A 24,940-nucleotide genomic window follows, 5' to 3' on the forward strand; every position below is an offset into this window, starting at 1 on the left:
ACGCATGATTGGATACATCGGCAGGCACGTCGCGAAGAGGGAGGGCCTGGACATGGCCGAGGAGATCCGCGCCGAGATGGTGGCCAACGTCTGGAAGGTCGTCGCCACGGCCGGCGACACGGTGGCCGAGGGTGACACCCTGGTGATCCTCGAGTCGATGAAGATGGAGATCCCGGTCGTCGCCGAGTCCGATGGTGTGCTCCAGCAGCTCGTCGTCAACGAGGGTGACGTCGTGCAGGACGGTGACCTGATCGCGGTGATCGCTTGACCGGCTTGCGGGTCCGCCCGGCGGAGCCGTCCGACTTCCCGGCGGTGGCCCGGTTGACAGTGGCCGCGTACGAGGCGGACGGCCAACTCAAGGGCGAACACGGGTACGGCGAGGTGCTGGCCGATGTGGCGACCCGGGCTGCCAGCGGCGAGGTGCTGGTCGCGGTGGACGAGCTGACCGGTGCGGTGCTCGGCTCGGTCACGTTCGTGCTGCCGGGCACCCGGTTCGCCGAGTTGTCCGGGCCGGGCGAGGCGGAGTTCCGGATGCTCGCTGTCGACCCGGGCGCTCAGGGGCGGGGTGTCGGCGCCGCGTTGGTCGAGACGTGTGTCGACCGTGCGACCGAGTTGGGTTGCACGGCGATGGTGATCTGCGTCCGGGCCGGGATGGCCGATCCGGCGCACCGGCTCTACTCGCGGCGCGGGTTCGTCCGATCGCCGGAGAAGGACTGGTCTCCGGCGCCGGGCGTGGACCTGCTGGGCCTGCGGCTGGAGCTGACCCGCGGCTGAGCCGCCCGCCGACGACCCCGGGCTGTGGCGATCACACCCGGGTCAGGCGCCGGGCTGCGTGCCGATGGCGGCCAGCAGCTCGTCGGCCACCTCCAGGGCGAGCTTGCGGCGTTCGTCGTCGCTGATGTGCGGCGCGCGGACCGCGAACCAGCTGGTGTGCACCGCGAACAGGGACAGCGCGGCGCGCAGTTGGGCGGCGGGGGAGTCGTCGCCCCGGCAGAGCGCGTCGGCCAGCGCCAACATCCGACCGCGCATCTTCTGGCCGGAGGAGAGGCTCTTGAGCGCGGTCTGGTTCTGCTCGAAGAAGCGCATCACCGACGGCTGAGTGCCGTCGAACATCGCATCGGCGTACCGGGAGATCAGCTCGCGCCGGGTGGCCAGGGTGGCGGGCTGGGTGGCGGCCCAGGCGGTCAGCGCGTCCATCCGCTCCAGCCGGTCGTCGACGAAGCTGGCGACGATGTCGTCCTTGCTCTTGAAGTGGTAGTAGAGCGCGGCCTTGGTGACGTTGAGGCGCTCGGCGATTTCCCGGAGCGAGGTCTTCTCGTACCCCTGCTCGGTGAAGAGTTCGAGCGCGACGGCCTTGATCCGTTCCCGCGTGCCGCCGCCTGTGCTCTCGCTCACCCGCACCCTCCAAATGGCTTGACCGTCGCTCGTACCCAACTTACCGTGCGGCTAGTAAGGTGACTAGCCGGGCGGCAAGTAAGTATGACAATCCTCGGGGGGAGCTTACCCATGACTCAGGCAACCCAGGCCGGCACGCGACCCAACAACATCCGGGTCGTGCTGTTCGGGCTGATGATCGCGATGATGCTCGCGATGCTCGACAACATGATCGTCAGCACCGCGTTACCGCGGATCGTCGGCGAGTTCGGCGGGCTCAACCACTTCACCTGGGTGGTTACCGCGTACGTCCTGGGCACCACCGTCTCCACCCCGATCTGGGGCAAGCTCGGTGACCTCTACGGCCGCAAGTCGGTCTTCCTGACCTCGGTCGTCGTCTTCCTGGTCGGCTCCGCCCTCTGTGGCATGGCCGGCTCCGGGATGCTCGGCGGCCCAGAGGACGGCATGGTCCAGCTCATCGCCTTCCGGGCCGTGCAGGGCCTCGGCGCCGGCGGCCTCATGGTCGGCGTGATGGCGATCATCGGTGACCTGGTCCCGCCCCGCGAGCGCGGGCGCTACCAGGGCATGATCGCCGGCATCATGGCCATCGCCATGGTCGCCGGCCCGCTGGCCGGCGGATTCATCACCGACCACCTCTCCTGGCGCTGGGCGTTCTACGTGAACCTGCCGCTGGGCGGAATCGCGCTGCTTGTGCTGATCACCACCATGCACCTGCCGAAGTACCGCACCGAGCACCGGATCGACTGGCTCGGCGCCGGCCTGCTCTCGGTCGGCATCACCGCGATCGTGCTCATCACCACCTGGGGTGGCAACGAGTACGACTGGACGTCGCCGCAGATCCTCGGCCTGGCCGTGCTGGCCGTCGTCGCGTTGGCGGTGTTCGGGATGGTGGAACGCCGTGTCCAGGAGCCGATCCTGCCGCTGGCGCTCTTCGCCAACCGCAACTTCGCGCTGATCTCGGTGATCGGCTTCCTGCTCGGCTTCGCGATGTTCGGCGCGATGAACTTCCTGCCGCTCTACCAGCAGACCGTGCAGGGCGCGTCGGCGACCAACAGTGGTCTGCTGCTGCTGCCCCTGATGTTCGGCATGCTTGTCGTCTCGCTTGTCATCGGCCGGGCGATCACCCGCAACGGCAAATACCGGGCGTACCCGATCATTGGTGGCGTGGCGATGACGGGGGGCATGGCGCTGCTGTCCATGCTCGACACGGACACCAGCAAGCTGATGTCCTCGCTGTACATGATCGTGCTCGGCGTCGGCATGGGCTTCCTCATGCAGACGTCGATGCTGATCGCACAGAACAGCGTGGAGCAGAAGGACCTCGGCGCGGCCAGCGGCGCGGCCACCTTCTTCCGGTCGATCGGCGGCTCGTTCGGCATCTCGCTGTTCGGCGCGATCTTCGCCAACCGGTTGGCCAGCTCAGAGGGTGGCCGGGCCTTCGGTGGCGAGTCCGGCGGCTCCGGGTTGGACCTGGAGAAGCTCAAGGAGCTGCCCGCCCAGGCACGCGAGGTGGTGCTCGGGGGTCTCTCCGACGCCATCTCGCACGTCTTCCTCTGGGCGGTGCTGTTCACCATCGTGATCCCGGTGCTCGCCTGGTTCATCAAGGAGATCCCGCTGCGCACCGCGAACGAGGCGCCGCCGCAGGCAACCCCGGAGGAGGACGCCGAGGTCGCCCTCGGCAAGGCCCCGGTCGCCTGACCCAACCGCGACACGCGCCGCGTCGACCGTCACGGTCGGCGCGGCGCGCCCCTTTTCAGGAGCTGCCAGAGACGGCGCAGCGGGTTGCGGGGGCGGGGAAGCCGGGGTGAGTGGGCGGCCAGCAGCTCGGTGGCAAGTGCCGCCGTCGCCGGATCCAACTGCGGGGCGGCGAGTGCCAGGTGGGCCAGCGAGGCGGCGATCGGAACCGGTCGGCTCCGCGCCACGGCAGCCGCGTCGGCCAGCCTCTCCGCCACCACCCGGGCCACGTCCGGCCGCACCGACGGGTCCACCCAGGCGGCGGTGACCAGGGCGAACAGCGCCGCCTCGGTGACCCAGTCCTCGACGCCCCAGATCAGATCGAGCAGCACGCGGCGTCGGGTCGAGCCCTCCCACGGCTCGTCGGTGCGGTGGTGCAGCAGCCCCAGACAGGCCCACACCTGCACCCCCCGGACCCAGACCGACGGGTCGTGGGCGGCCAGCAGCCGACCCACCGCGTTGGCCGGCGCCGCCGGCGGGTGCACCAGCAGGCCGAGCAGGTCGCCCAGGTCGAGGCCGGCCAGGCCCACCGCCGCGTCGTACGCCGCCGGTGGGTGTGCCCACGCCGGGTGGGCGATCTGCGCGATCCGTTCGACAGCCGTCGCGGAGGGCGCCGCCAGCGCGGGCGTGGGGACGACGTCCGCGTAGTCCCACAACCGCGCAGCGGTCGCCCGTCGGGGCTCGCGCGGATCGGGCTCCGGCGTGCCGACGACCTCGATCCGCAGCCCGGGGGCCGTGGAGATCGCTGTCCCGACCGCGCTCGGCGGGGCGGCGGCGGGTAGGCGTACGGCCCCGCCGAGACCGTTGTCGTCATCGGCGACCGCTTGACGCATCGCGTCGATCAGGGGCCCGCCGGCCGGGGTGAGCTGGCCGAGCCAGGGCCGGCCTCGGCAGCACTGGGCCAGGTCGCCGTGCTCGTGGCTGTCGTCCGGGTGGTCCCGCACGAAGTCGGCGAGCGCGACCAGGTGCGCGAGGTCACCGTCGCGCAGGTGCCGCAGGCGGTGGGCGGTGTGCACCGCGCAGTCGAACGACGGATCGCGCGCCAACGCCCGCTCGGTCCACTCCAGCGCCTCGTCCAGCCGGCCGATCTCGGCCAGGGTGCCGGCGATGTCCGCGTAGATCGCCAGGTCGTCGGGGTCCAGCTCGACGGCCCGACCGAGGGCTGCCAGGCCGTCGCGGGTCCGGCCCGAGCTGCGGTACGCGTACCCGAGCCACACCTCGCCCATCTTCGAGGGCTGTGCGCGTACGCCTCGGGTGGCCCAGCGGACCGCCAGCTCGGCCTCGCCGAGACGGCGGGCCAGCACGGACGCCGAGCCCAGCAGCAGGCCGTGTTCGGGGTGCACGGTGGCCGCGTTGCGGGCGAGCGTGAGGTACGGGGTCAGCGGGGCCCGGCCCATCCGCGGCACCGGGTCGGGCAGCGCGGCGCAGACCTGCATGAGGACCCGGGCGATTCGCTCCGGGTCCAGTCGTTCGGCCAGCTCGGGCGCGGTGACCCAGGGCACTCCGGCCCACCCGGTGCTGGGTGCGTACGTCGTCGCCGCGGCCAGCAGCTCCAGCCCCTCGGCGGGGCGGCCCGCGGTCGCGAGGAGGTGGGCGCGGGCGACCACCGCACCGACGAAGGTGTGGTGGTTGATCGGGAAGAGGTCGAGGCCGCCGCCGCTCGTCGTGGCGAGCCGCGCCAGTGTCTCGTGCACCTCCGGGAGGGTGGGGGCCCGGGCCAACGCGCCGGCGAGGTGGCCGGCGGCGTGGTGCAGGTCGCCCTCGTCGAGTGCCAGCCGGGCCAGCGCCAGCTCCTCCGTCACGGAGAGCGCGGGGTCGTCCGTTCCCTCGGGCACGTCGTCCTCTCGTCGCGGGCTAGACCGGGTGCAGCGGGTAAAGCCTAGTTGATATTGAGATCAACTGGTGATCAGCTGCGCAATCCTGCTCGTTCGATTGCTGAGACACGCTTAAAAGTGCAAGACTGAGCAAGAATCGCGCGGCAACCGCGCAGGGGGAGGGATTTCCGTGACACGTGCAGGGGCTGGCATGGCCGCCGACATCGACGAGCAGCCGGCTGGCTACGCGCGGCTGCTCTCCGCTGCCAACGCGACCGAGATCGCCCAGGTGGCGGCGGTCATCGCCGAACGTCGGCCACGGCACGTGGTCTTCACCGCGCGAGGCACCTCCGATCACGCGGCCCTCTACGGGGCCTACCTGACCGAGATCCGGCTCGGTCTGCCCGCCGGGCTCGCCTCGCCCAGCGTCGTCACCCTGTTCGGGGCCCGCCCCGACCTGTCCGACGCGCTGGTCGTCGGGGTCAGCCAGAGCGGTGGCTCGCCCGACCTGGCCGAGGTGCTGCGCGCCGCCCGAGCCTCCGGGGCGCTGACCCTCGCGGTCACCAACGCCCCCGACTCGCCGCTTGTCGACGTGGCCGAGCTGAGCGTCGACATCGCCGCCGGGCACGAGCGGGCGGTGGCCGCCACCAAGACGTACACCGCCGAGCTGCTCGCCCTGTTGATGCTGGTGGAGGGGATCCGGGCCGGCGACGGCGTGCTCCCGCAGGCCGAGCGGGAAGCGCTCGACGCGCTGCCCGAGCTGGCCGCCCGCACCCTGGCCGACGGCACCCCGGCCCAACTCGCCCCGCGCTACCGGTTCGCCCGCCAACTGGTCACCACCGGCCGGGGGTACGCCTACCCGACCGCCCGGGAGGCCGCGCTGAAGCTGATGGAAACCTCGTACCTGCCGGCGCTCGCCTTCTCCGGCGCCGACCTGCTGCACGGCCCGCTCGCGATGACCGACCCGGAGGTGCCGGTGCTCGCCGTGGTCGGCTCCGGTCCCGGTGGCCGGTCGATGGGTGAGGTGCTGCCCCGCCTCGGTGAACGCCGCGCCGACGTCGTGGTGGTCGGCTCCGCCGATGTGCCGGGGGCCACCCGACTGGCCGTTCCCGAGGTCGACGAGCGGTACGCCCCGCTACTGGACATCCTGCCGATGCAGCGACTGGCGCTGGCCCTGGCGCTCACCCGAGGCGAGGACCCGGACGCGCCGCGCGGGTTGAAGAAGGTCACCGCGACGATGTGAGGCGCGGCGTGGCACCCTGGTCACCGTGTCCACGCTGCGCGACCTCGCCGAGGAGCACACCCATCTCCGTCCGGCCGACATCGACCACCTGCACCGGATCGCTGGCGACTGGCAACTGCTCTCCGATCTGTCCTTCGCTGACCTGCTGCTCTGGGTGCCGGTCGACGCCGACGGCACGTTCCTCTGCGTAGCCCAGGTCCGACCGACCACCGCACCGACCGCCTACCAGGACGACCAGGTGGGTCGGATCGTCGGCGGGCCGGAGGTCGCCCACCTGGGGGTGGCGTACTCCCAGGGCCGGATCTGGCGCGAGGGCGACCCGGTCTGGTACGGCGACGTGCCGGCCCGGCACGAGGCGATCCCGGTCCGGCTGCGTACCGCCGAGGGGGAGGCCGGCGAGGTGATCGCCGTGGTGGGGCGGGACACCAACCTCTCCACCGCCCGTACGCCCAGCCAGCTGGAGCTCAACTACCTCACCACTGCCGACGACCTGGCGCAGATGATCGCGGACGGCACCTTCCCGCCGCCGAGGCATCCGGGCGAGACCACCTCGGCGCCCCGGGTCGGCGACGGCCTGGTCCGGCTCGATGCCGGCGGCAAGGTCACCTACGCCAGCCCGAACGCCCAGTCCGCGTACCGCCGGCTGGGATACGCCTCCCATCTGGTGGGCGAGGACCTGGCCGCGCTGCACCGCCGGTTGGCCGGTGACCCGCTGGACGGCACCGAGGCATCGAACGGCATCCTGGCCGCGCTGCGCGGTGAGGCGCCGCCCCGCCGGGAGATCGACGCGCGAGGCGCCACGATGCTCACCCGGGCGCTGCCGCTGATGCCGGCCGGGGTGCCGATCGGCGCGCTGGTGCTGGTCCGGGACATCACCGAGGTCCGTCGCCGGGACCGGGCGCTGATCACCAAGGACGCCACGATCCGGGAGATCCACCATCGGGTGAAGAACAATCTCCAGACCGTGGCCGCGCTGCTGCGGTTGCAGGCCCGCCGGGTGGCGATGCCGGAAGCCCGTGTCGCGCTGGAGGAATCGGTCCGTCGGGTCGCCTCGATCGCCCTGGTCCACGAGACGCTCTCGATGTCCAGCGACGAGGCGGTGGAGTTCGACGGCATCGTCGACCGGGTGGCCAGCGCGGCGACCGAGGTCGCGGCGACCGAGGTGAGCGTCGGCATGCGGCGGCGGGGCAGCTTCGGCGTACTGCCGGCGGAGATCGCCACCTCGCTGGTGATGGTCCTCAACGAGTTGCTGCTCAACGCCGTCGAGCACGGCTTCCCGCCGGCCGACGAGGCCGAGGAGGCCCCCGTACCCGCCGCCTCGGGCATGGTGCCGGTCGCCGCTCCCGAGGTCGACCCGTCGCTGCGACCCGAGGTGGTGGTCTCGGCGCACCGGTTCCGCAAGATGCTGCACGTCTCGGTGACCGACAACGGGCGCGGCCTACCGCCGGACTTCGATGCCGAACGTGGCAGCCGGCTCGGCCTCCAGATCGTCCGAGCCCTGATCACCGGTGAGCTGCGCGGCACCATCGAACTGCGCGCCGGCGCCAACGGTGGCACCGAGGCCATGCTCGTCGTCCCGCTGGCCCGCAACGCCCACGACGGCCGCTCGCAGCCCTGACCGCCGCCCGCCGGCCGGCTTCGGCCTCCCGCTCCCGCTCGGGCGGGTCCGCGTCGGGGAGCGGATGTCTGGATGAGCGTGATGTCGGTGAGTCATCACGATGACTCACCGGCATCACGCTCAATGAGGTTCGCGGACCGCCGGCCTGCCCATGGACGGACCGGTCAGCGGCCGGGACGGCTGCTCAGCAGGGCGACGGTCAGGCCGGGGCGCTGCCACACCTGCGTGACTGTGAAGTCAGTGCGGAGCGCGTCGCCCTTGGCGTCGGGCACGGCTGCCAGCGGCTCGGCGTGCCGGCCGGACACGACGAGCCATACCCGCGTCGTACCGGCCAGGCACTGTGCCGGCTGGGGGCACTCGGCGGCCCACAGGTCGCTGCGGCGCACCTCGTCCTCGGTGACCAGCACGTCGCGTGGTGGGTCGTCGAGGTGGTACTCGATGCCGAGGTCGAGGAAGAGCCAGCTGTGCCGGGGCGAGTAGACCACAGCGTCCCCCGGTCGTTGACCGTCGGCGATCACCCGTGCCGCGCCGGCGTAGTCCACCGGCGCGCTGCGCGGCCACTCGTGGGTCCGTCGCAGCGCGGCCTGGTCGGGTAGGCCGAGCAGCCCGGCCAGGACCACCACGACGAGCGCGGCCGGTGCGGCCACGGCGGCCAGCGCCGCGCCCGCCAGCAGGCACGCGAAGGGCACCACGAAGACCAGGTACCGGGGCACCCACAGTGGTACGACAGTGCCGGCGGCGAAGAGCAGCAGTACGGGCAGCAGCACCGCGCTCACCGGCAGCAGGGCGCGCCGCCCGAGCCGGGCGGCTCCCAGCGCGGCGACCCCGACCAGCAGGCCACCGACCACGCTGCTCTGGGCGACGCCGCCGGGCAGCGCGGTCAGGTCGTCCAGCCGGGCCAGGTGGACCCAGTTCAACTGCCGTGACTGCTGGGTCCGGGCCTTGACCAGCAGCGGGCCGGCCAGCAGCACGACCGGCACCACGGCGACCAGCCACCGCCACACCCGCCGGTCCCGCTCGGCGTCGACGTGCGCGCGGGTGGCGACGCCGGCCGCGGCCGGGCCGCGCCACCAGGCGATGAGGACGACCAGCGCGTGAGCGGCGAGCAGTGTGAGCGCGATCAGGTGGATGAGCCCGAGAGCGGCCACGGCGGCGGCGTAACCGGCCCAACGGGCCCAGCTCGGTCGACGCAGCGCGGTCACCAGCAGCACCGTGGCGAGCACGGCGAGCATGGTGGCCAGCGCGTACGGGCGTGCCTCCTGCCCGTAGCGGGAGGTGCCGGGGAGCACCGCGAACAGCAGCCCGGCGAAGAGGCCGCCGCGCCTGTCGACGAGCCGTGCGCCGAGCACGGCGAGCAGCCCGGCGGCCACTGTCATCGCCAACACCGCAGGTACGCGCAGGGCGATCGTGGAGTCGCCGACGACGGTCGTCCAGACGTGCATCAGCAGGTAGTACGGCCCGGTGGCGGCGTCGATGGTGCCGGCCAGCCGGGCCAGGTCGCCCGGCGACCGGGTGGCCGCGCTCCACGTCGCCAACTCGTCGCGCCAGAGCTGGGCTGAGCCCAGCCCAGTCAGCGTCACCGCCACTGTCAACAGCGCCGGGGGGAGCCAGACCGGCACGCGGCGCAGGCGCTCCCACGCCGCCCCGGCCGACCTCTCGGACAATTGCCCCACGGTCCGAGCCTGCCACGGCCGCCCCCTCCGTGGGCGCCCGTGATGTGGGATCCAGCACGTGGACATTGGCCGGTCCCCTTGGGGTGTGGCAGCATGGGCGCATGACCGCCGCAGTCGTCCGCCGCTTCGTGGCACGTCGCCACGTCGATTACGGCCGCGTGCGCAGCGCGATCTGTCCGGCCTACTGACGACGCCCGACCAATCTGTCTCGGGCGCGCTCCGCGCCGGCTGTCTCAGACACCGTTGTCCCGCCCGCTTCGCCGGGCCGGCCGCCGCGCCCCGCGTATCCCGAGGCACAGCAGACAACGGAGGACGCCGCGATGGCGGTCAGCAGCATCCCGGCCCGTTCCGAGGACCCGACGGCTCGTCCGACCCGAGTGCCGCGCCGGCCACGGGGTGAGGGTCAGTGGGCGCTCGGGCACCGCGAGCCGCTCAACCCCAACGAGCGGATCAAGAAGGACGACGACCCGCTCAACGTCCGGGCCCGCATCGAGAACATCTACGCGCACCGCGGCTTCGCCTCCATCGACCCGCAGGACCTGCGGGGTCGGTTCCGCTGGTGGGGCCTCTACACGCAGCGCAAGGCGGGCATCGACGGCGGGCGCACCGCCGTGCTGGAGCCGCACGAGCTGGAGGACGAGTTCTTCATGCTCCGGGTCCGCATCGACGGCGGTCAGCTCAGCCTGGCCCAGCTGCGAGTGATCGCGGACATCTCCCGGGAGTTCGCGCGGGACACCGCCGACATCACCGACCGGCAGAACATCCAGTACCACTGGATCCGGGTCGAGGACATGCCGGAGATCTGGCGTCGGCTGGAGTCGGTCGGCCTGCAGACCACCGAGGCGTGCGGCGACTGCCCGCGGATCGTGCTGGGCAGCCCGGTCGCCGGGGTGGCCCGCGACGAACTGCTCGACCCGACCCCGGCGATCGACGAGATCGTCGCCCGGTACGTCGGCGACAAGCAGTTCTCCAACCTGCCCCGCAAGTTCAAGACGTCGATCTCCTGGCTGGTGGACACCCCGTACGAGTCGAACGACATCGCCCTCCTCGGCGTCGACCACCCCGAGCACGGGCCGGGCTTCGACGTCTGGGTCGGCGGTGGTCTCTCCACCAACCCGATGCTCGCCAAGCGGCTCGGCGTCTGGGTGCCGCTGGCCGAGGTGCCGGACGTGTGGGCCGGGGTGGTGGGGATCTTCCGCGACTACGGCTACCGCCGACTGCGCAACCGGGCCCGGTTGAAGTTCCTGGTGGCCGACTGGGGCGTGGAGCGCTTCCGCGAGGTCCTGGAGAAGGACTACCTCGGCCGTACGCTGCTCGACGGCCCGGCGCCGGTCCTGCCGTCGAAGCCGGTCGATCACGTGGGCGTGCACGAGCAGGCCGACGGGCGGCACTACGTGGGCGCCGCCCCGGTGGTCGGGCGGGTCTCCGGCGCGCAGCTCAGCCAGCTGGCCGACGTGGTCGAGGCGCACGGCAGCGACCGGGTGCGGCTCACCCCGTACCAGAAGCTGCTGGTGCTCGACGTGCCGTCGGAGCGGACGGAGTCGCTCGTCGACGCGTTGCGTGGGATCGGTCTGGAGGCCCGGCCGTCCGCCTGGCGGCGCGGCACGATGGCGTGCACCGGCATCGAGTACTGCAAGTTGGCCATCGTCGAGACGAAGGCCCGTGGCGAGGAGTTGGTGGCCCGGCTGGAGCAGCGGCTGCGCGACTTCGACGCGGACATCTCGATTCACATCAACGGCTGCCCGAACGCCTGCGCACGCACCCAGGTGGCCGACATCGGGCTCAAGGGTCAGCTGGTGGTCGGGCCGGACGGCCGGCAGGTCGAGGGTTTCCAGGTGCACCTGGGCGGCGGGCTGGGCATGGCCCAGGGGCAGACCGCCGGGTTCGGCCGCAAGCTGCGCGGCCTGAAGACCACCGCCGAGGAGCTTCCGGAGTACGTGGAACGGCTGGCCCGTCGCTACCTGGCCGGTCGGAGCGAGGGCGAGACGTTCGCCAACTGGGTGATCAGAGTCGACGAGGAGGAACTGCGGTGAGCAGCGAGAACCGAGCGGCACCTCTGTACTGCCCGTACTGCGGCGAGGAGGACCTGCGTCCGCACGAGGCGGGGCACGGCGCCTGGGAGTGCCACGCCTGCACCCGGGTCTTCTCGGTGAAGTTCACCGGGCTGCTCAGTCGGTCGGTGACCTCATGAGTCTCGTCTCGGCCGCGAGCCTGCGCCTGGTCGGCCCGGGCGGCTCGACGCCGGCAGACCCGGCCCGACGTGACCCGGACGAGCTGCGTGCCCTGGCCGAGCAGGCCGCTCGGGACCTGGAGGGCGCTCCGGCGCTGGAGATCGCCCGCTGGGCGGCGCAGACGTTCGGTGAGCGGTTCTGCGTCACCAGTTCGATGGCCGACGCCGTGCTGGCGCACCTGGTGTCCCGGGTGGCCCCCGGGGTGGACGTGGTCTTCCTCGACACCGGCCTGCACTTCCCCGAGACGCTGCGGGTACGCGACGAGGTCGCCCGGACGCTGCCGGTGAACGTCAGGTCGATCCGGCCCCGACTCACCGTCGGCCAGCAGGACGGCCAGTACGGCCCCCGGCTGTTCAACAAGTCGCCGGACGACTGCTGCCAGCTGCGCAAGGTGGAGCCGCTGGAGCGGGCGCTGACCGGGTACGACGCCTGGGCAGCCGGTCTGCGTCGGGACGAGTCGCCGAGCCGGGCCAACACGCCGGTGGTGACCTTCGACGCGCGGCGCGGCAAGGTCAAGGTCAACCCGATCGCGGCCTGGTCGCAGAAGGACGTGGACTCCTACATCGCCCGCTTCAACGTGCCGGTCAACGAACTGTTCAAGCAGGGTTACGGGTCGATCGGCTGCTGGCCGTGCACCCGCCGTACGAAGGCCGGCGAGGACGCGCGGGCCGGCCGGTGGGCCATGTTCGAGAAGACCGAGTGCGGGCTGCACGTCTGACCTCGTCGGCGACGACCCTGACCGGCCCCGGTGCGGCCGGCGGGGCGGAGCCGGTGGTGTTGGTAGCGCACGGCAGCCGTGATCCGCGGGCGGCCGATGCCACCCGGGCGCTGGCTCGGGCGGTGTCGGCGGCCCGGCCGGGCACGCAGGTGTGGGCGAGCTGGCTGGACCACACCGAGCCGGGGCCGACCGAGGTGCTGCGGGACCTGGCGGTGGCCGGTCACCGCCGGGCGGTGCTGGTGCCGCTGCTGCTGACCGCCGCGTACCACCATCGGGTGGACATTCCGGCGGCGGTCGCCGCGGCGACGCAGGCCGGGCCACCGCTGGCGGTACGGGTCACCGATGTGCTGGGCCCGGCGGACGACACTCCCGATCCGGGGCTGTTGGCCGGGCTGTGCCGTCGGCTGGGTGAGACGCGTCCGGGCCGATTCGACGCGTTGGTGTTGGCCGCGGCGGGCACCCGGGACGCGCGGGCGCGCCGTTCGGTGGGCCGGGTCGCCGATGCGCTGGGTGCGGAGTTCGGGGTGCCCTGCCGGGTTGCGTACGCGTCGGCGGCCCCACCGGCGGCCGGCGTGGCGGTGTCCCGGCTGCGGGCGTCCGGCGCGCGCCGGGTCGCGGTGTCCGCGTACTTCCTGGCGCCGGGGCTGTTCCACGACGCGGTGGCCGAGGCGGCTCGGGCGGCCGGCGCGGTGGCGGTCGCCGCGCCGTTGACCGACGCACCGGAGTTGGTCGAGTTGGTGCTGCGTCGGGTCGACGACCGGCCGGTGCTGGCGTCGGCGGGGTGACCCGTGCCGGCAACCGTGATCGGTGTCGGACAGCGGAACGCCCCGGTGGGCGAACCCACCGGGGCGTACAGCGTGTCGTTGGGGATCAGGCGGAGTGAGCGCGCAGCACCCGGAGACCGCCGCGCCGCTTGACAGCGCGCCGCTCCTCCTCGCTCATTCCGCCCCAGACGCCGGCGTCCTGACCAGACTCGAGTGCCCACTGAAGGCACTGGTCGGTCACGGAGCAGCGCCTGCAGACGGCCTTGGCCTGCTCGACTTGCAGGAGAGCCGGTCCAGACGTCCCGATCGGGAAGAACAGCTCCGGGTCCTCGTCGCGGCAGACACTATGGTGACGCCAGTCCATGGCGGCAACACTCCTCATTCTGGATGGGTGGCGAACAATTGCTTGTCGTGCTTTTCCTATATGCATCCGCAGTGCCGATGGTGACGGTTAGCGTCCGTCCATTCGGCAGTGCGTGAGCAGGCGTTCAGCGCCGGGGACCTGCTGGAACAGCTCAACCTGACGAGCATATCCAGGCAATGTCCCGGTAACTCAAGTCCGCTTGTGAATACTTTCACGAACAGTCGTGATGTCAAGGGTGACGCTCGGAAAAACTCCGGGCGGTGAGCAAGCCCACAACCCATTTGTCCGGATTCCAGTGCTTTCCTGGTTACCCGCCGTGCCACAGTCGAGGATCAATATAGTACAGTCCGCGTGACATTGCTGACATTTCCGGCACCTGTCCCTCGGTGTGGCGGCGACCAAGTCGATCGGTTGCGGCCACCGTGTCGACCAAGGGCAGTACCCGAGACCTAGCAGATTACTCTGAGTGCGGCCGGAACGGAGGTGAATCTGACTTTCTCCCGCTCGCCGAGATAGTCCCCGTCCAGCTGGAACGCCTGCGGGCGGCTGGAGACCAGCGTGAACTCCGCTGTGTCATGGAGGCGTAACACCTGCCGGCCGCGCGGATTCGGTTGCCGAGACAGGAACTGCGTCACTGTCCGTGTTGTGCTAGCCACCCGGAGCTGACGCAACGCCAGCACATCCAGCCCGAGATCGAACGACGCCGCCGGGTTCGGGTTGACCTCCCGGTCGCCCAGGTACGTCCAGGGCGCCGTGTTCTGGATGATGACCGTGGCCAGCTCGGCCTCCGCCGGCTCGCCCGGACGCTCCAGGACGATCGCCGGGTGCCGCCGGTCCGAGGCGAGGAAGTACTGGTTCATGATCGAGCGCAGGTAGAGCGTCGGCGTGGACACCCGCCCCTTCCGACGGGCCTGCTCCACCCTGTGGATCACCGCGGCGTCCAGGCCGAACCCGGCGCAGAAGGTGAAGTAGCGGTCGTCGGCGCGGCCCAGGCCCACCGTCCGGCTCCGGCCCAGCCGCAGCCCTTCGAGGATCATGCTGGTCGCCTCCGGCCACTCCCGGGGCAGACCCACCGCGCGGGCGAAGACGTTTGTCGAGCCACCGGGGACGGTCGCCAGCGCGGGCAGTCGCTCGGCCATCGGGCCATCGCCGGCGCGAGTCGGCGGTTCGGCCGTCATCAGGCCGTTCACCACCTCGTTCACAGTGCCGTCGCCACCCAGGGTGACGACCAGGTCAACCCCCTCCGCGGCTGCCTCCCGGGCCAGCGCCACGGCGTGCCCCCGCCGACGGGTGTAGCGCACGCTGAGATCGACTTCGCTGCGCAGCGCCCGGACGAGCACGTCCCGGCTGCGTTCGCTGGTGGTGGTGGCCTTCGGATTGACCACCAGGACGGCCCGCATGGGCGGCACTGTACCTTCCGGACGCCCGGGTATCGTGGCGCGCGTGACCATCGACTCGGACCCGATCCCCGTCACGCTGCGCTGGGCGGTCCGGCTGCTGTGGGCAGAGGCGGCCGTCGTCGGGCTGATCGCCGTCTGGCTGGTCTGGGCCGACCTCACGGCCACCCGCACCGACCTGCTGGCGGCGTTGCTGGTGACCGTGTTCGCCGTCGGGGCGGCCGTGGCGCTCTGGGCGCTGGGCCGCGCGCTGCTGCGCCGTCAGGCGGGCGCACGGGCCCCCGCGATCGTGCTTCAGCTGATGCTGCTGCCGATCGGGTGGTTCATGATCCAGGCTGGGCTGGGCTGGCTGGGCGTGCCGCTGATGGCGCTCGGCCTGGGCGTGGCCTGGCTGTTGATCTGCCCTCCGACGACCCGCGCGCTCGGCTTCGAGTGACCGCGCCGGTGTGTCGGGCCGGTCAGTAGCCGCCCGAGCGGCGGGTGAGCAACGCGATCGTGGCCCGACCATCGGCGGACGTGGCCGCCGCCGAGGTGGTCAGCGCGGTGAGCACCTTCCAGGCGAAGGACGACTCGGCGGGCAGGGTGGCACCGCGCACGGTCGGCACTGTCACCTCGACGGTCAGCGCGTCCTCGGTGACCGCGAAGCGGCACTCCAACTCGGCGTCGCGGGTGGCGATGGCGAGCAGCATGGCGCACGCCTCGTCGACAGCGATCCGCAGATCCTCGATCTCGTCGAGCGCGAACTGCAACCGGGCCGCGAGGCCGGCGGTGGCGGTGCGAAGCACGCCGAGGTAACCGCCGTCGGCAGGCACCGTGAGGTGCACCACGTCATCGTCGGTCGCTGGCTGGCCAGTCAGTTGAGTCACGCCTCATCCCCCCGGTCGGGGACTCTACCCGGTCAGTCGGCCGTACGCGTGCCGGCGGTGGTGACGTGGTCGGCCAGCACGCGGAGCGCGTTGCCGGTGAGCCGGTAGCCAACCCACTCGCTCATCTGCTCGGCGCCGATCGAGGCGTAGAAGCCGGCAGCCGGATTCCAGTCGATCATCGACCAGTCCAGCCGCTGGTAGCCGCGCCGTACGCAGATGTCGGCCAGAGTGGCGAGCAGCAGTCGACCGGCTCCGGTGCCCCGGGCGGCCGGCCGGACGAAGAGGTCCTCCAGGTAGATGCCGTGCACGCCGGCCCAGGTGGAGAAGTTGAGGAACCACAGGGCGAAGCCGACCGGCTCGTCGTGCTCGTCCACCGCGACGTGACCGAAGAGCGCCGGCGCAGTCGCGAAGAGCGCCGAGGTCAGCTGCCCGGTGGTGAGGTGGCACTGCTCCGGGGCACGTTCGTACTCGGCCAACTCGTGCACCATGGCGACGACGGCCGACACGTCCTCGGGACGTGCCGGCCGGATCGTCGGGATGACCGGTGAGGTCACGCCTTCTTGGTCTCCCAGAAGATCTTCGAGATCTCGTCGATCTTCGCGAGCAGCTTGTCGGCGGTGGCCGGGTCGAGGCTGCCCTTGACGCCACCGGCGCCAGCGAGCTTGGTGGCCTCGTTGAACAGGCTGTGCAGGTTCGGGTACTTCTCGAAGTGCGGCGGCTTGAAGTAGTCGGTCCACAGCACCCAGAGGTGGTGCTTGACCAGCTCGGCGCGCTGCTCCTTGATGATGACGGCGCGGGTGCGGAACTCCGCGTCGGTGTTCGACTGGTACTTCTCGCAGATCATTTTGACCGATTCGGCCTCGATCCGGGCCTGAGCCGGGTCGTAGACGCCGCACGGTAGGTCGCAGTGAGCGCTCGCGGTGACGCGGGGCGCAAGGATGCGCGGAAGTCGCATCGAGATCCTCCATGGGAAGTTTGCGATGATCAAAGGCGACATTACTCCTGGGAATGCTCCCCGAACGGGGTGGAGGTGAAACCAGTGGCCGCCGATCACCCGGCTGAGGTGCCCCGGTTGCGGAGGCCGCTGACCGCCGTTCTGGTGACCGGCCCGTCCATGGCCCCGACCCTGCGGCACGGCGACGCGGTGCTGGTCCGTCCCGGTGGACGCCCGATCCGAGCCGGCGACGTGGTGGTCGCGGTCTTCCGGACCCGGCCCGATCTGCTGGTGGTGAAGCGTGCGGTCCGGCCGCAGGACGGCGGCTGGTGGCTGCGCGGGGACAACGATCTGGTCACCGACGACTCCCGGGCGTACGGGGTGGCCGACGTTCGCGGACGGGTGGTGGCCCGCTACTGGCCGCGCCCCGGACGGGTGCCTCGCCGCCAGTTATGACCCTGCTCACATCCGAGGGGTGGGGTCGACACTATGCTCGGAAAGTGCCCGGGTGACCCCCCGCACCGCGTGCCACCGCTCGCCGCCCACCTCGCGGCGGGGCAGGCCGCCTCACATCTGCTCGACAGATCCTGGAGTCACCACCATGCCTTCGTCCACCGTGGACCCCGCTGATCCCGTCTTCCTACTGCACCGGGGCGGCAAGATGGCCGTCACCTCGACCGTGCCGCTCACCAGCCGGGAGGACCTCTCCCTGGCGTACACCCCGGGGGTGGCCCGGGTGTGTGAGGCGATCGCCGCCGACCCCGCCCTGGTGGACGAGTACACCTGGGTGTCGCACACGGTCGCGGTGGTCACCGACGGTTCGGCGGTGCTCGGGCTGGGCAACATCGGCCCCCGGGCAGCGTTGCCGGTGATGGAGGGCAAGGCGGTGCTGTTCAAGCAGTTCGCCGGGGTGGACGCGGTGCCGGTGTGCCTGGACACCCAGGACGTGGACGAGATCGTCGCGGTGGTGCGGGCGCTGGCGCCCTCGTTCGGTGGGATCAACCTGGAGGACATCAGCGCGCCGCGCTGCTTCGAGATCGAGCGTCGGCTCGACGAGGCGCTGGACATCCCGGTCTTCCACGACGACCAGCACGGCACGGCGATCGTGGTGCTCGCCGCCCTGCGCAACGCCGCGACGTTGCTGGACCGCAAGCTCGGTGACCTGCGGGTGGCGGTGAGCGGCGCGGGCGCGGCCGGTGTTGCCGTGACGAAGATGCTGATCGCCGGGGGCGTCAACCCCGACCAGGTGGTGGTCTGTGACTCCAAGGGGATCATCGGCCGGCACCGCACCGAGCTGACCGGCACCAAGGCCGAGCTGGCGGCGAGCACGAACGCCGACGGCCGCCACGGCGACATCACCGAGGCGCTGCGCGGCGCGGACGTGCTGGTCGGGGTCTCCGGAGGTCAGATCCCCGAGGCCGCGGTGGCCGGGATGGCGCCCGGCGGGATCGTGTTCGCGCTGGCGAACCCCACCCCCGAGGTGCACCCCGAGGTGGCCGCCCGACACGTCGCGGTGGTCGCCACCGGGCGCAGCGACTACCCCAACCAGATCAACAACGTGCTGGCCTTCCCCGGGGTGTTCCGCGGTGCGCTGGATGCCGGTGCCACCCGGATCACCGAGGCGATGAAGGTCGCCGCCGCGGATGCCATCGCCGGCGTGGTGGCAGAGTCCCTGACCGCCGACGCGATCGTTCCGTCCCCGCTCGACCCGCGGGTCGCGCCGGCCGTGGCCGAGGCGGTCGCCGAAGCCGCCCGCCGCGACGGCGTCGCCCGCCGCTAACGCGCAGTCGCCGAGGTGCTCCGGCGCGGCCCGCGCGCCGGCCACCTTCTTAACGAGCGCTCAGCTTGTTACCGTGCCGATCATGCGTGCTGCCTTTGCCTCCCGTTTCGACGACGCCGACCCGCTCGCCGCGCTCACCGTCGGCGAGCGGCCCGAGCCCACCCCGCCGGCCGACGACTGGGTGACAGTGGAGTTGCGGGCCACCTCGCTCAACCACCACGACCTCTGGTCGCTGCGCGGGGTGGGTCTCACCGAGGCCCAGTTGCCGATGATCCTCGGCTGCGACGCCGTCGGGCTGGACCCGGAGGGACGGCCGGTGGTCGTGTACCCGGTGGTCGTCACACCGGGGGACCCGCGCGGGGTTTCCATCCTCTCCGAGCACTTCTCCGGGACGCTCGCCGAGCGGGTGGCCGTACCCCGGTCGAACCTGATCCCGCTGCCGGACGGCATGGCGGCGACCGACGCGGCGTGCCTGCCCACGGCCTGGCTGACCGCGTGGCGGATGCTGACCACCAAGGGCCGCGTCGCGGACGCCGACAGCGTGCTGGTCCAGGGCGCGGGCGGCGGCGTGGCCACCGCGGCCGTCGCGCTCGCCGTCGCGATGGGCAAGCGGGTGTACGCGACCAGCCGCGACGCCGCCAAGCGGGACCGGATCTCGGCCCTCGGCGCCACCGCCGTGGAGCCCGGTGCCCGGCTGCCGGAACGGGTCGACGTGGTGATCGAGACGGTCGGCGCGGCCACCTTCGACCACTCGCTGAAGTCGGCCGCGCCGATGGCCCGGATCGTGGTCTCCGGCGCTACCTCCGGACACGAGCCGTCGGTCAACCTGCGCCGGGTCTTCGCGATGCAGCTGGAGATCCTGGGCACCTCGATGGGCACGCCCGGCGAGTTGTACGAGCTGCTGGCGTTCTGCTCCGACAACGAGGTGCGCCCGGTGGTGGACAGCGTCATCCCGTTCAGCCGGGTCGAGGACGCCTTCGCCCGACTGCACTCCGGCAACGCCTTCGGCAAGGTCGTCATCGACCACACCGCCTGACGCGCACCGCGGCCCCTCGCCGCCGCGCCGGCCCCCGGCCGGGCCGCAAGATCGCGCAACATCATGGAAGTAGTGCCCTCCTCGTCGTGGGAGTCCACTACTTCCTGGTTCCTGCGCGATCTTGGGCGGGCGGAGCGGCCGGACGTCAGAGGTGGTCGTCGAAGGTGGCGATGTCGCCGCGCGTCGCGTCGGTGGAGATGCGCTTCTTGGCGTCCGGGTCGCCGTACAGCGACCAGCGCAGGAACTCGACAGACGTGTCCGAGACGACCCGCAGCGTCGCGCCGTCGCTGAGCAGCGCCCGCCCGTGGTCGCCCTTGGGCAGGCTCAGCATCGCCTTCGGCCAGGGCACCTTGTCGTACGCGGCCCTGCCCGCCGCGTACTCGACCACCTCGTCCAACTCGCCGTGCACGAACAACTGTGGCGCGGCCGCACCGGCGAACGCGGTGCCCACGCCGAGCGCCGTACCCGCGAACACCACACCCGCGTCCAGTCGTTTGTCCCGGCTTGCGGTGAACAGGCCGATGGTGGTCACCCCGCCCGCCGAGTGCCCGGCCGCGGCCACCCGCTCGCCGTCCAACCGGCCCCGCAACGCGTCGCCCGCCTTGCCGTCCAACGCCAACACCTGATCCAACGCGTACGACACGTCGGCGGGCTGGTTGAGCACGTCGAGGACGTTGTTGTCCGCGCCCCGGGAGGTGTGCGGGAACGTCGGCGCGGCCACCACGAAACCCGCCGCCGCCCAGCGGGTCAGCAGAGTGCCGTAGTCGTCCGGCCGCCCACCGAGGCCGTGACTGAACATCACCACCGGAAACCGGCCCTCCGCCGCCGTCGCCGACCGTTTGGCCGCGCCGCCGGACTGCCCGGCCGCCGGGTACCAGAGCGTCGTCGGCAGCACGCGGCCGTCCCGGTTCAGCTTCAGCTGGCGTACGCCGACCGCGAAGGCGCGCTGCGGGGCCTTGCCGGCGGGGACCTGCGGTGTCGGCGTGGCGACGGGCGGTGGTTCGACCGGCGCCTGCTGGCTGTCGGCCTTCCTGGCGTCCGGCGAGCAGCCGACCAGACCGGCCATGAGCACGGCGCTGGCCAGCAGGGCGGGGGTGACGCGACGTGGCATGAATCCGATTGTGCCTTGCCCCGCTGACGTGCCCGGTGGACTTCGACGTGGTGTGCCCATCCGCTCACCCAGCGTTCAGCCGGTAGCGCCGACTTCCCGGAGCATGGCCAGGTCGTCGGCGTCCTTCGGGCGGCGGGGACGTTCCGGCATCCAGACCGGGTACATCTGCTTGAACTCGATCTGGGCGGCCACCGAGATCGTCGGCACGGTGAGCGGGCCGATCCGGCCGGGCGGGGCGTCCAGCATCCCGGCGGGCAGCGGAGTGCCGGCCCACGACCCGGCGCCCACCGTCGGTCGGCCGGCGGCATCCCGACCCAGGTACGCGACGCTGACCTCCACGTCGGCGGCGAACAGGTCGAGCTGCAACTCCACAGGCATCCGCGGGTCGAGGGCCCAGCCCCGGGCCAGCAGCAGGTCGGCCAGCAAGTCCGCGTCCTCGCGCCAGCAGTACCAGTCCACGTCGGCGTGCGGTCGGGTCACGACGCCGAGTTGGAAGTCCATCGCCCAGCCGCCGCGTAGCCACACCGGGATGCCTTCCGCCCCGGTCACCGCGACCATCTCGGCGATGCTGGCCAACTGCCGGCGCGCGAGTTCGTCCATGGGACGACCGTACCTACGTCGGCAGGATCAGCGGGTTGTCGCCGGTAGCGGCCCCGCCGTCCGGCTCGGGTGCACCCGCCACCCGGTCGGGTCACCTCCGCCGGCCGGGTCCACCCCCGGGAACGCCGTGGGCCGGGGACGGTGCCGCGTGACCAGCTTCGCTAGGGTCACCGGCATGCCTGAGAACTACACGGACCCCAGCGGCAACACCGAGGCGTTCCGCGCCTTCAACCAGACGCCGGAGGCTACGGCGCCGACGGACGCCCCGTCCCGCCTGCCACTCATCATCGGTGCGGCAGTGGTCGTCGTCGTGCTGGTGGCACTCGTCGCCTGGCTGGTGACCGGCTGATCGAGTCGCCTGGCCGGTGTCTCGCTGATGGAGTCGCCTGGCTGGCGCTGCACTGAACGGGCTTTACCTACGCGCGCACCCTCGGGCCTACCCGGGGGTGCGCGCCTCAGTGGCGTCAGGTCGCCCCGACCACGTCCCGGGTCTGCCGGGCGATCTCCCGCTCCTCGTCGGTGCGGATGACACAGACGCTCACCTCGGCACCGTCGGGCGAGATCAACCGGTCGCCCTCGCCATGGTTGCGGGCGTCGTCCACTGTGATGCCGAGCCGGCCCAGGCCGGCCAGCGCGGCGGCCCGCACCGGCGCGGCGTGCTCGCCGACCCCGGCGGTGAAGGTGATCGCGTCGACCCGGCCGAGCAGCGCGTAGTACGCCCCGACGTAGCCGGTGATGCGCCGGCAGTACACGTCGAAGGCCAGCGTCGCCGCCCGGTCACCGGCCGCCCGGCGTTCGAGCACCTCACGCATGTCGTTGACGCCGGTCAGCCCGAGCAGGCCACTGCGGTGGTTGAGCAGGTCGTCGATGTCGTCCACCGACAGCCCGCCCTCCCGGCGCAGGTGGAAGATCACGGTGGGGTCCACGTCGCCGCTGCGGGTGCCCATCACCAGCCCCTGCAACGGGGACATGCCCATCGACGTGGCGACGCTGCGACCGTTCTCCACCGCGCAGGCGCTGGCGCCGTTGCCCAGGTGCAGGGTGATCGTGTTGACCTGCTCGTACGGGCGGCCCAGCAGTTCGGCGGTGCGCCGGGACACGTACGCGTGCGAGGTGCCGTGGAAGCCGTACCGGCGGATGTCGTACCGTTCGGCGGTCTCCCGGTCGATCGCGTACGTCGCGGCGGCCTCCGGCAGAGTGTGGTGGAACGCGGTGTCGAAGACGGCGACCTGCGGGATGTCCGGCAGTGCCGCGCGGGCCACCTCGATGCCGGCCAGGTTGGCCGGGTTGTGCAGCGGGGCGAGCGGCACCAGATCCTTGATCGCGGCCAGGACCGCGTCGTCGACTAGCACCGGTGCGCTGAACGTCCGGCCACCGTGCACCACCCGGTGCCCGACCGCCGCCAGCCCGGTCAGGTCCAGCCCGTCCAGGATCTGCCGTACCGCTTCGGTGTGGTCGGCCGGGCCACCTCCGGGCTCACCGATCCGCTCGACGGTGCCGTGGTCGAGTGCCCGGTCACCGTCGTAGCGGCGCCACTTCACCGAAGACGACCCGCAGTTGAGCACCAGCACCCGACTCACGACGCCTCCTCGGTGGCCGCCTGGATGGCGGTGATCGCCACCGTGTTGACGATGTCCGGCACTCCGGCGCCCCGGGACAGGTCGTTCACCGGTCGCCGCAGGCCCTGCATGACCGGGCCGACGGCGACCGCCCCGGCGGAGCGCTGCACCGCCTTGTACGTGTTGTTGCCGGTGTTCAGGTCCGGGAAGATGAAGACCGTGGCGTGACCGGCGACCGGGCTGCCCGGCAGCTTCGTGGCCGCCACCGCCGGGTCGATCGCCGCGTCGTACTGGATGGGCCCCTCGACCAGCAGGTCGGGTCGGCGCTCCCGGACCAGCGCGGTGGCCGCGGCGACCTTCTCCACGTCCGCGCCGGCGCCGGAGCTGCCCGTGGAGTACGACAGCATGGCCACCCGGGGTTCGATACCGAACCGGGCGGCGGTGTCGGCCGACGAAATCGCGATGTCGGCGAGCTGGGCCGCGTCCGGGTCGCGGTTGACCGCGCAGTCGCCGTAGACCAGCACCCGGTCGGCGAGCAGCATGAAGAAGACGCTGGAGGCCACCGAGACGTCCGGCAGCGTACGGATGATCTCGAACGCCGGTCGGATGGTCGCGGCGGTGGTGTGCGTCGCGCCGGAAACCATGCCGTCGGCCCGTCCGGTGGCCACCATCAGGGTGCCGAAGTAGTTGGGCTGCGCCACGATGTCGTGCGCCAACTCGGCGGTGACGCCACGGTGGGCGCGCAACCGGGCGTACTCGGCGGCGAAGTCGTCGCGCCACCCGCTGGTGGCCGGGTCGACCACGTGCGCGTCGCCGAGGTCGATGCCCAGCTCCCGGGTGCGCCGGGCGATGTCGTCCGGCCGGCCGAGCACCGTCAGCTCGGCCACTCCACGGCGCAACAGGATCTCCGCCGCGCGCAGGATCCGCTCGTCGGTGCCCTCCGGCAGCACCAGGTGCCGGGGCTTCGAGCGGGCCCGGTCGATCAGCTCGTTCTCGAACATCAGTGGGGTGACCCGCGCGGACCGGCTGACCCGCAGCCGACGGGCCAGGTCGTCGGTGTCCACACAGCGTTCGAACGCGCCGAGCGCGGCCTCCACCTTGCGGGGATTGGCCGCGCTGGGCCGGCCCTCGATCCGACTGGACGCGGCCACCGTGTCGTAGCTGTCGAGACGTACGGAGAGCACCGCCAGCCCGGTGTTCAGCCCCTCCACCAGCCGCATGACCCTGGGGTCGGGCTGCTCGCCGAGGGTGAGCACCAGCCCGGCCACCGACACCTGCCCGGCCACGTGCGCGGCGCTCGCGGCGACGAGCAGGTCGGCCCGGTCCCCGGGGGTGATCACCAGGGCGCCCTCGGTGAGGTGGCCCAGCAGGGTCGGCACATGCGCCGCGCCGACCACGAAGTCCAGCACGTCGCGACCGAGCGCGGCGTCGTCCCCGGCCAGCAGGGTGGCGCCGAGCGCCGCCGCCACCTCGGCCACCGTCGGCGCCGACACGCTCGGCACCTCCGGGATGGCGTACGCGGGGACCGGCAGGTCGGGCAGCGTCATCGGCCCGGGCACCCGGTTGGCGATCACCGCGAGCACTGTCGCGCCCAGGTCGGCCAGATCGTGGTACGCCCCCCGCACGGCCGACGCGACCGCCGCCGGCTCCTGCCCGAAGCCGTCCACCACCGGCACCACCACGCTGCCGAACTCGGTGGCCAGCCGGGCGTTGAAGGCCAGTTCCCGGGGGCGGGCCGGATCGCCCGGGTCGTCGAAGTCGCTGCCCACCACGACCACCGCCGGGCACTGCCGCTCCACCGCCCGGTAGCGCTCGACGATCGCGGAGATCAGCTCCTCCCGTCGGCCGTCGGCGACCAGCGCCGCAGCTTCGGAGTAGCTCGCCCCGGCCAGCTCGGACAGCGGCACCTCGACCCGGTACCGCTCACTCAGCAGGGCGAGGATCGGGTCCTGGCCAGTGTCGGCCACCAACGGCCGGAACACGCCGATCCGCCCGACCTGGCGAGACAGCAACTCCGCCAACCCGAGGGCAATCGTCGACTTACCCCCGCCGGACCCCACGCTAGTCAGATACACACTTCGGGCCACAGCCCCACCCTAGAAG

25 protein-coding genes and 1 pseudogene are annotated in these 24,940 nt (G+C 72.0%); 14 read left to right on the forward strand and 12 right to left on the reverse strand.

Annotation, left to right across the window (positions count from 1 at the left end; genetic code table 11):
* Positions 1 to 46 precede the first annotated feature (46 nt).
* On the forward strand, positions 47 to 268 hold the full coding sequence (locus tag KBX71_RS32440) for a biotin/lipoyl-binding carrier protein (RefSeq protein WP_196930429.1): 222 nt from the start codon (positions 47 to 49) through the stop codon (positions 266 to 268).
* On the forward strand, positions 265 to 774 hold the full coding sequence (locus KBX71_RS32445; protein ID WP_210821521.1) for a GNAT family N-acetyltransferase: 510 nt from the start codon (positions 265 to 267) through the stop codon (positions 772 to 774). Before KBX71_RS32440 ends, KBX71_RS32445 begins: the two co-directional genes overlap by 4 nt.
* Here KBX71_RS32445 and KBX71_RS32450 read toward each other — a convergent pair.
* Positions 675 to 1,401 (reverse strand): annotated as a pseudogene (locus KBX71_RS32450) (TetR/AcrR family transcriptional regulator). The gene KBX71_RS32445 and the pseudogene KBX71_RS32450 sit on opposite strands and share 100 nt — an antisense overlap.
* Positions 1,402 to 1,506: 105 nt before the next feature.
* On the opposite strand from KBX71_RS32450, the gene KBX71_RS32455 reads away from it, so the two are divergent.
* Complete coding sequence (locus KBX71_RS32455) at positions 1,507 to 3,093, forward strand: MDR family MFS transporter (protein WP_210821523.1); 1,587 nt, start codon at positions 1,507 to 1,509, stop codon at positions 3,091 to 3,093.
* A 29-nt stretch (positions 3,094 to 3,122) separates the two neighbouring features.
* Here KBX71_RS32455 and KBX71_RS32460 read toward each other — a convergent pair whose 3' ends face one another.
* Positions 3,123 to 4,964 (reverse strand): tetratricopeptide repeat protein, encoded by a 1,842-nt coding sequence (locus tag KBX71_RS32460; RefSeq protein WP_210821524.1) that lies wholly within the window; start codon positions 4,962 to 4,964, stop codon positions 3,123 to 3,125.
* 190 nt (positions 4,965 to 5,154) lie between these two features.
* Between KBX71_RS32460 and KBX71_RS32465 the strand changes: the two genes are divergently transcribed.
* Entirely contained in the window at positions 5,155 to 6,186 is a 1,032-nt protein-coding gene (locus KBX71_RS32465) for an SIS domain-containing protein (protein ID WP_210821525.1), read from the forward strand.
* A gap of 25 nt (positions 6,187 to 6,211) precedes the next feature.
* Positions 6,212 to 7,804, forward strand: coding sequence for a PAS domain-containing sensor histidine kinase (locus KBX71_RS32470; RefSeq protein ID WP_124818852.1), 1,593 nt, complete (start codon positions 6,212 to 6,214; stop codon positions 7,802 to 7,804).
* 164 nt (positions 7,805 to 7,968) lie between these two features.
* Here the strand turns inward: KBX71_RS32470 and KBX71_RS32475 are convergent, their stop codons facing one another.
* Positions 7,969 to 9,477, reverse strand: coding sequence for a glycosyltransferase family 39 protein (locus tag KBX71_RS32475; protein WP_307847450.1), 1,509 nt, complete (start codon positions 9,475 to 9,477; stop codon positions 7,969 to 7,971).
* A gap of 320 nt (positions 9,478 to 9,797) precedes the next feature.
* Here KBX71_RS32475 and KBX71_RS32480 point away from each other — a divergent pair, with 320 nt between their 5' ends.
* Genes KBX71_RS32480 through KBX71_RS32495 form a run of 4 tightly spaced genes read left to right on the forward strand, consistent with a single transcriptional unit; the run spans position 9,798 to position 13,211 of the window.
* Positions 9,798 to 11,510, forward strand: coding sequence for a nitrite/sulfite reductase (locus KBX71_RS32480; protein ID WP_210821527.1), 1,713 nt, complete (start codon positions 9,798 to 9,800; stop codon positions 11,508 to 11,510).
* Positions 11,507 to 11,668, forward strand: a complete 162-nt coding sequence (locus KBX71_RS32485) for an IS1 family transposase (protein WP_124818846.1) — start codon at positions 11,507 to 11,509, stop codon at positions 11,666 to 11,668. The genes KBX71_RS32480 and KBX71_RS32485 overlap by 4 nt, the downstream gene beginning before the upstream one ends.
* Positions 11,665 to 12,426: a phosphoadenylyl-sulfate reductase gene (locus tag KBX71_RS32490; RefSeq protein ID WP_091406068.1), complete on the forward strand. Its 762-nt coding sequence runs from the start codon at positions 11,665 to 11,667 to the stop codon at positions 12,424 to 12,426. Before KBX71_RS32485 ends, KBX71_RS32490 begins: the two co-directional genes overlap by 4 nt.
* Positions 12,408 to 13,211, forward strand: coding sequence for a sirohydrochlorin chelatase (locus KBX71_RS32495; RefSeq protein ID WP_374102677.1), 804 nt, complete (start codon positions 12,408 to 12,410; stop codon positions 13,209 to 13,211). The genes KBX71_RS32490 and KBX71_RS32495 overlap by 19 nt, the downstream gene beginning before the upstream one ends.
* Positions 13,212 to 13,296: 85 nt before the next feature.
* Here KBX71_RS32495 and KBX71_RS32500 read toward each other — a convergent pair whose 3' ends face one another.
* Positions 13,297 to 13,554 (reverse strand): WhiB family transcriptional regulator, encoded by a 258-nt coding sequence (locus KBX71_RS32500; RefSeq protein WP_088950012.1) that lies wholly within the window; start codon positions 13,552 to 13,554, stop codon positions 13,297 to 13,299.
* A gap of 449 nt (positions 13,555 to 14,003) precedes the next feature.
* Positions 14,004 to 14,954 carry a diacylglycerol kinase family protein gene (locus KBX71_RS32505; protein WP_210821528.1) on the reverse strand — a complete coding sequence of 317 codons (951 nt, stop codon included), beginning with the start codon at positions 14,952 to 14,954 and terminating at the stop codon, positions 14,004 to 14,006.
* A 43-nt stretch (positions 14,955 to 14,997) separates the two neighbouring features.
* Here KBX71_RS32505 and KBX71_RS32510 point away from each other — a divergent pair, with 43 nt between their 5' ends.
* Positions 14,998 to 15,387 carry a hypothetical protein gene (locus KBX71_RS32510; RefSeq protein WP_196929669.1) on the forward strand — a complete coding sequence of 130 codons (390 nt, stop codon included), beginning with the start codon at positions 14,998 to 15,000 and terminating at the stop codon, positions 15,385 to 15,387.
* A 22-nt stretch (positions 15,388 to 15,409) separates the two neighbouring features.
* Here the strand turns inward: KBX71_RS32510 and KBX71_RS32515 are convergent, their stop codons facing one another.
* From KBX71_RS32515 to sodN, 3 genes are read right to left on the reverse strand one after another with little or no spacing between them, the layout of a single operon-like run.
* On the reverse strand, positions 15,410 to 15,817 hold the full coding sequence (locus KBX71_RS32515; protein ID WP_124818838.1) for an ATP-binding protein: 408 nt from the start codon (positions 15,815 to 15,817) through the stop codon (positions 15,410 to 15,412).
* Positions 15,818 to 15,849: 32 nt separating this feature from the next.
* Entirely contained in the window at positions 15,850 to 16,371 is a 522-nt protein-coding gene (locus KBX71_RS32520; RefSeq protein ID WP_210821529.1) for a GNAT family N-acetyltransferase, read from the reverse strand.
* Positions 16,368 to 16,772, reverse strand: a complete 405-nt coding sequence (gene sodN, locus KBX71_RS32525) for a superoxide dismutase, Ni (protein WP_124818834.1) — start codon at positions 16,770 to 16,772, stop codon at positions 16,368 to 16,370. The genes KBX71_RS32520 and sodN overlap by 4 nt, the downstream gene beginning before the upstream one ends.
* Before the next feature lie 84 nt (positions 16,773 to 16,856).
* On the opposite strand from sodN, the gene KBX71_RS32530 reads away from it, so the two are divergent.
* The 3 genes from KBX71_RS32530 to KBX71_RS32540 all read left to right on the forward strand — a co-directional run bounded on the left by KBX71_RS32530 (position 16,857) and on the right by KBX71_RS32540 (position 19,567).
* A complete protein-coding gene (locus tag KBX71_RS32530; protein ID WP_307847453.1) occupies positions 16,857 to 17,207 on the forward strand; it encodes a S24/S26 family peptidase in 351 nt (116 codons plus the stop codon).
* A gap of 145 nt (positions 17,208 to 17,352) precedes the next feature.
* A complete protein-coding gene (locus KBX71_RS32535; RefSeq protein WP_210821530.1) occupies positions 17,353 to 18,531 on the forward strand; it encodes an NADP-dependent malic enzyme in 1,179 nt (392 codons plus the stop codon).
* A gap of 73 nt (positions 18,532 to 18,604) precedes the next feature.
* Positions 18,605 to 19,567, forward strand: a complete 963-nt coding sequence (locus KBX71_RS32540; protein WP_210821531.1) for a zinc-binding dehydrogenase — start codon at positions 18,605 to 18,607, stop codon at positions 19,565 to 19,567.
* Between the two features lie 145 nt (positions 19,568 to 19,712).
* Here KBX71_RS32540 and KBX71_RS32545 read toward each other — a convergent pair whose 3' ends face one another.
* Complete coding sequence (locus tag KBX71_RS32545; RefSeq protein WP_210821532.1) at positions 19,713 to 20,678, reverse strand: dienelactone hydrolase family protein; 966 nt, start codon at positions 20,676 to 20,678, stop codon at positions 19,713 to 19,715.
* A gap of 75 nt (positions 20,679 to 20,753) precedes the next feature.
* Positions 20,754 to 21,278 (reverse strand): nucleotidyltransferase domain-containing protein, encoded by a 525-nt coding sequence (locus KBX71_RS32550; RefSeq protein WP_210821533.1) that lies wholly within the window; start codon positions 21,276 to 21,278, stop codon positions 20,754 to 20,756.
* Positions 21,279 to 21,453: 175 nt separating this feature from the next.
* Here KBX71_RS32550 and KBX71_RS32555 point away from each other — a divergent pair, with 175 nt between their 5' ends.
* On the forward strand, positions 21,454 to 21,627 hold the full coding sequence (locus KBX71_RS32555; RefSeq protein WP_210821534.1) for a hypothetical protein: 174 nt from the start codon (positions 21,454 to 21,456) through the stop codon (positions 21,625 to 21,627).
* Positions 21,628 to 21,742: 115 nt separating this feature from the next.
* Here the strand turns inward: KBX71_RS32555 and KBX71_RS32560 are convergent, their stop codons facing one another.
* Both KBX71_RS32560 and pta read right to left on the reverse strand, forming a co-directional pair.
* Positions 21,743 to 22,858 carry an acetate/propionate family kinase gene (locus KBX71_RS32560; protein WP_210821535.1) on the reverse strand — a complete coding sequence of 372 codons (1,116 nt, stop codon included), beginning with the start codon at positions 22,856 to 22,858 and terminating at the stop codon, positions 21,743 to 21,745.
* Positions 22,855 to 24,924: a phosphate acetyltransferase gene (pta, locus tag KBX71_RS32565; RefSeq protein ID WP_210821536.1), complete on the reverse strand. Its 2,070-nt coding sequence runs from the start codon at positions 24,922 to 24,924 to the stop codon at positions 22,855 to 22,857. Before pta ends, KBX71_RS32560 begins: the two co-directional genes overlap by 4 nt.
* Positions 24,925 to 24,940: the final 16 nt, after the last annotated feature.

Origin of the sequence: Micromonospora sp. D93 (genome assembly GCF_018070365.1) — a bacterium.
In the GTDB taxonomy this organism is placed as follows: domain Bacteria; phylum Actinomycetota; class Actinomycetes; order Mycobacteriales; family Micromonosporaceae; genus Micromonospora; species Micromonospora ureilytica.

Excerpts from the sequence above, each read along its gene's own strand:
- sodN (WP_124818834.1), bottom strand. The coding sequence starts at position 16,772 with ATGCGACTTCCGCGCATCCTTGCGCCCCGCGTCACCGCGAGCGCTCAC.
- KBX71_RS32535 (WP_210821530.1), top strand. The coding sequence starts at position 17,353 with ATGCCTTCGTCCACCGTGGACCCCGCTGATCCCGTCTTCCTACTGCAC.
- KBX71_RS32490 (WP_091406068.1), top strand. The coding sequence starts at position 11,665 with ATGAGTCTCGTCTCGGCCGCGAGCCTGCGCCTGGTCGGCCCGGGCGGC.
- KBX71_RS32550 (WP_210821533.1), bottom strand. The coding sequence starts at position 21,278 with ATGGACGAACTCGCGCGCCGGCAGTTGGCCAGCATCGCCGAGATGGTC.
- KBX71_RS32480 (WP_210821527.1), top strand. The coding sequence starts at position 9,798 with ATGGCGGTCAGCAGCATCCCGGCCCGTTCCGAGGACCCGACGGCTCGT.
- KBX71_RS32555 (WP_210821534.1), top strand. The coding sequence starts at position 21,454 with ATGCCTGAGAACTACACGGACCCCAGCGGCAACACCGAGGCGTTCCGC.
- KBX71_RS32465 (WP_210821525.1), top strand. The coding sequence starts at position 5,155 with ATGGCCGCCGACATCGACGAGCAGCCGGCTGGCTACGCGCGGCTGCTC.
- KBX71_RS32455 (WP_210821523.1), top strand. The coding sequence starts at position 1,507 with ATGACTCAGGCAACCCAGGCCGGCACGCGACCCAACAACATCCGGGTC.
- KBX71_RS32505 (WP_210821528.1), bottom strand. The coding sequence starts at position 14,954 with ATGCGGGCCGTCCTGGTGGTCAATCCGAAGGCCACCACCACCAGCGAA.
- KBX71_RS32545 (WP_210821532.1), bottom strand. The coding sequence starts at position 20,678 with ATGCCACGTCGCGTCACCCCCGCCCTGCTGGCCAGCGCCGTGCTCATG.
- KBX71_RS32500 (WP_088950012.1), bottom strand. The coding sequence starts at position 13,554 with ATGGACTGGCGTCACCATAGTGTCTGCCGCGACGAGGACCCGGAGCTG.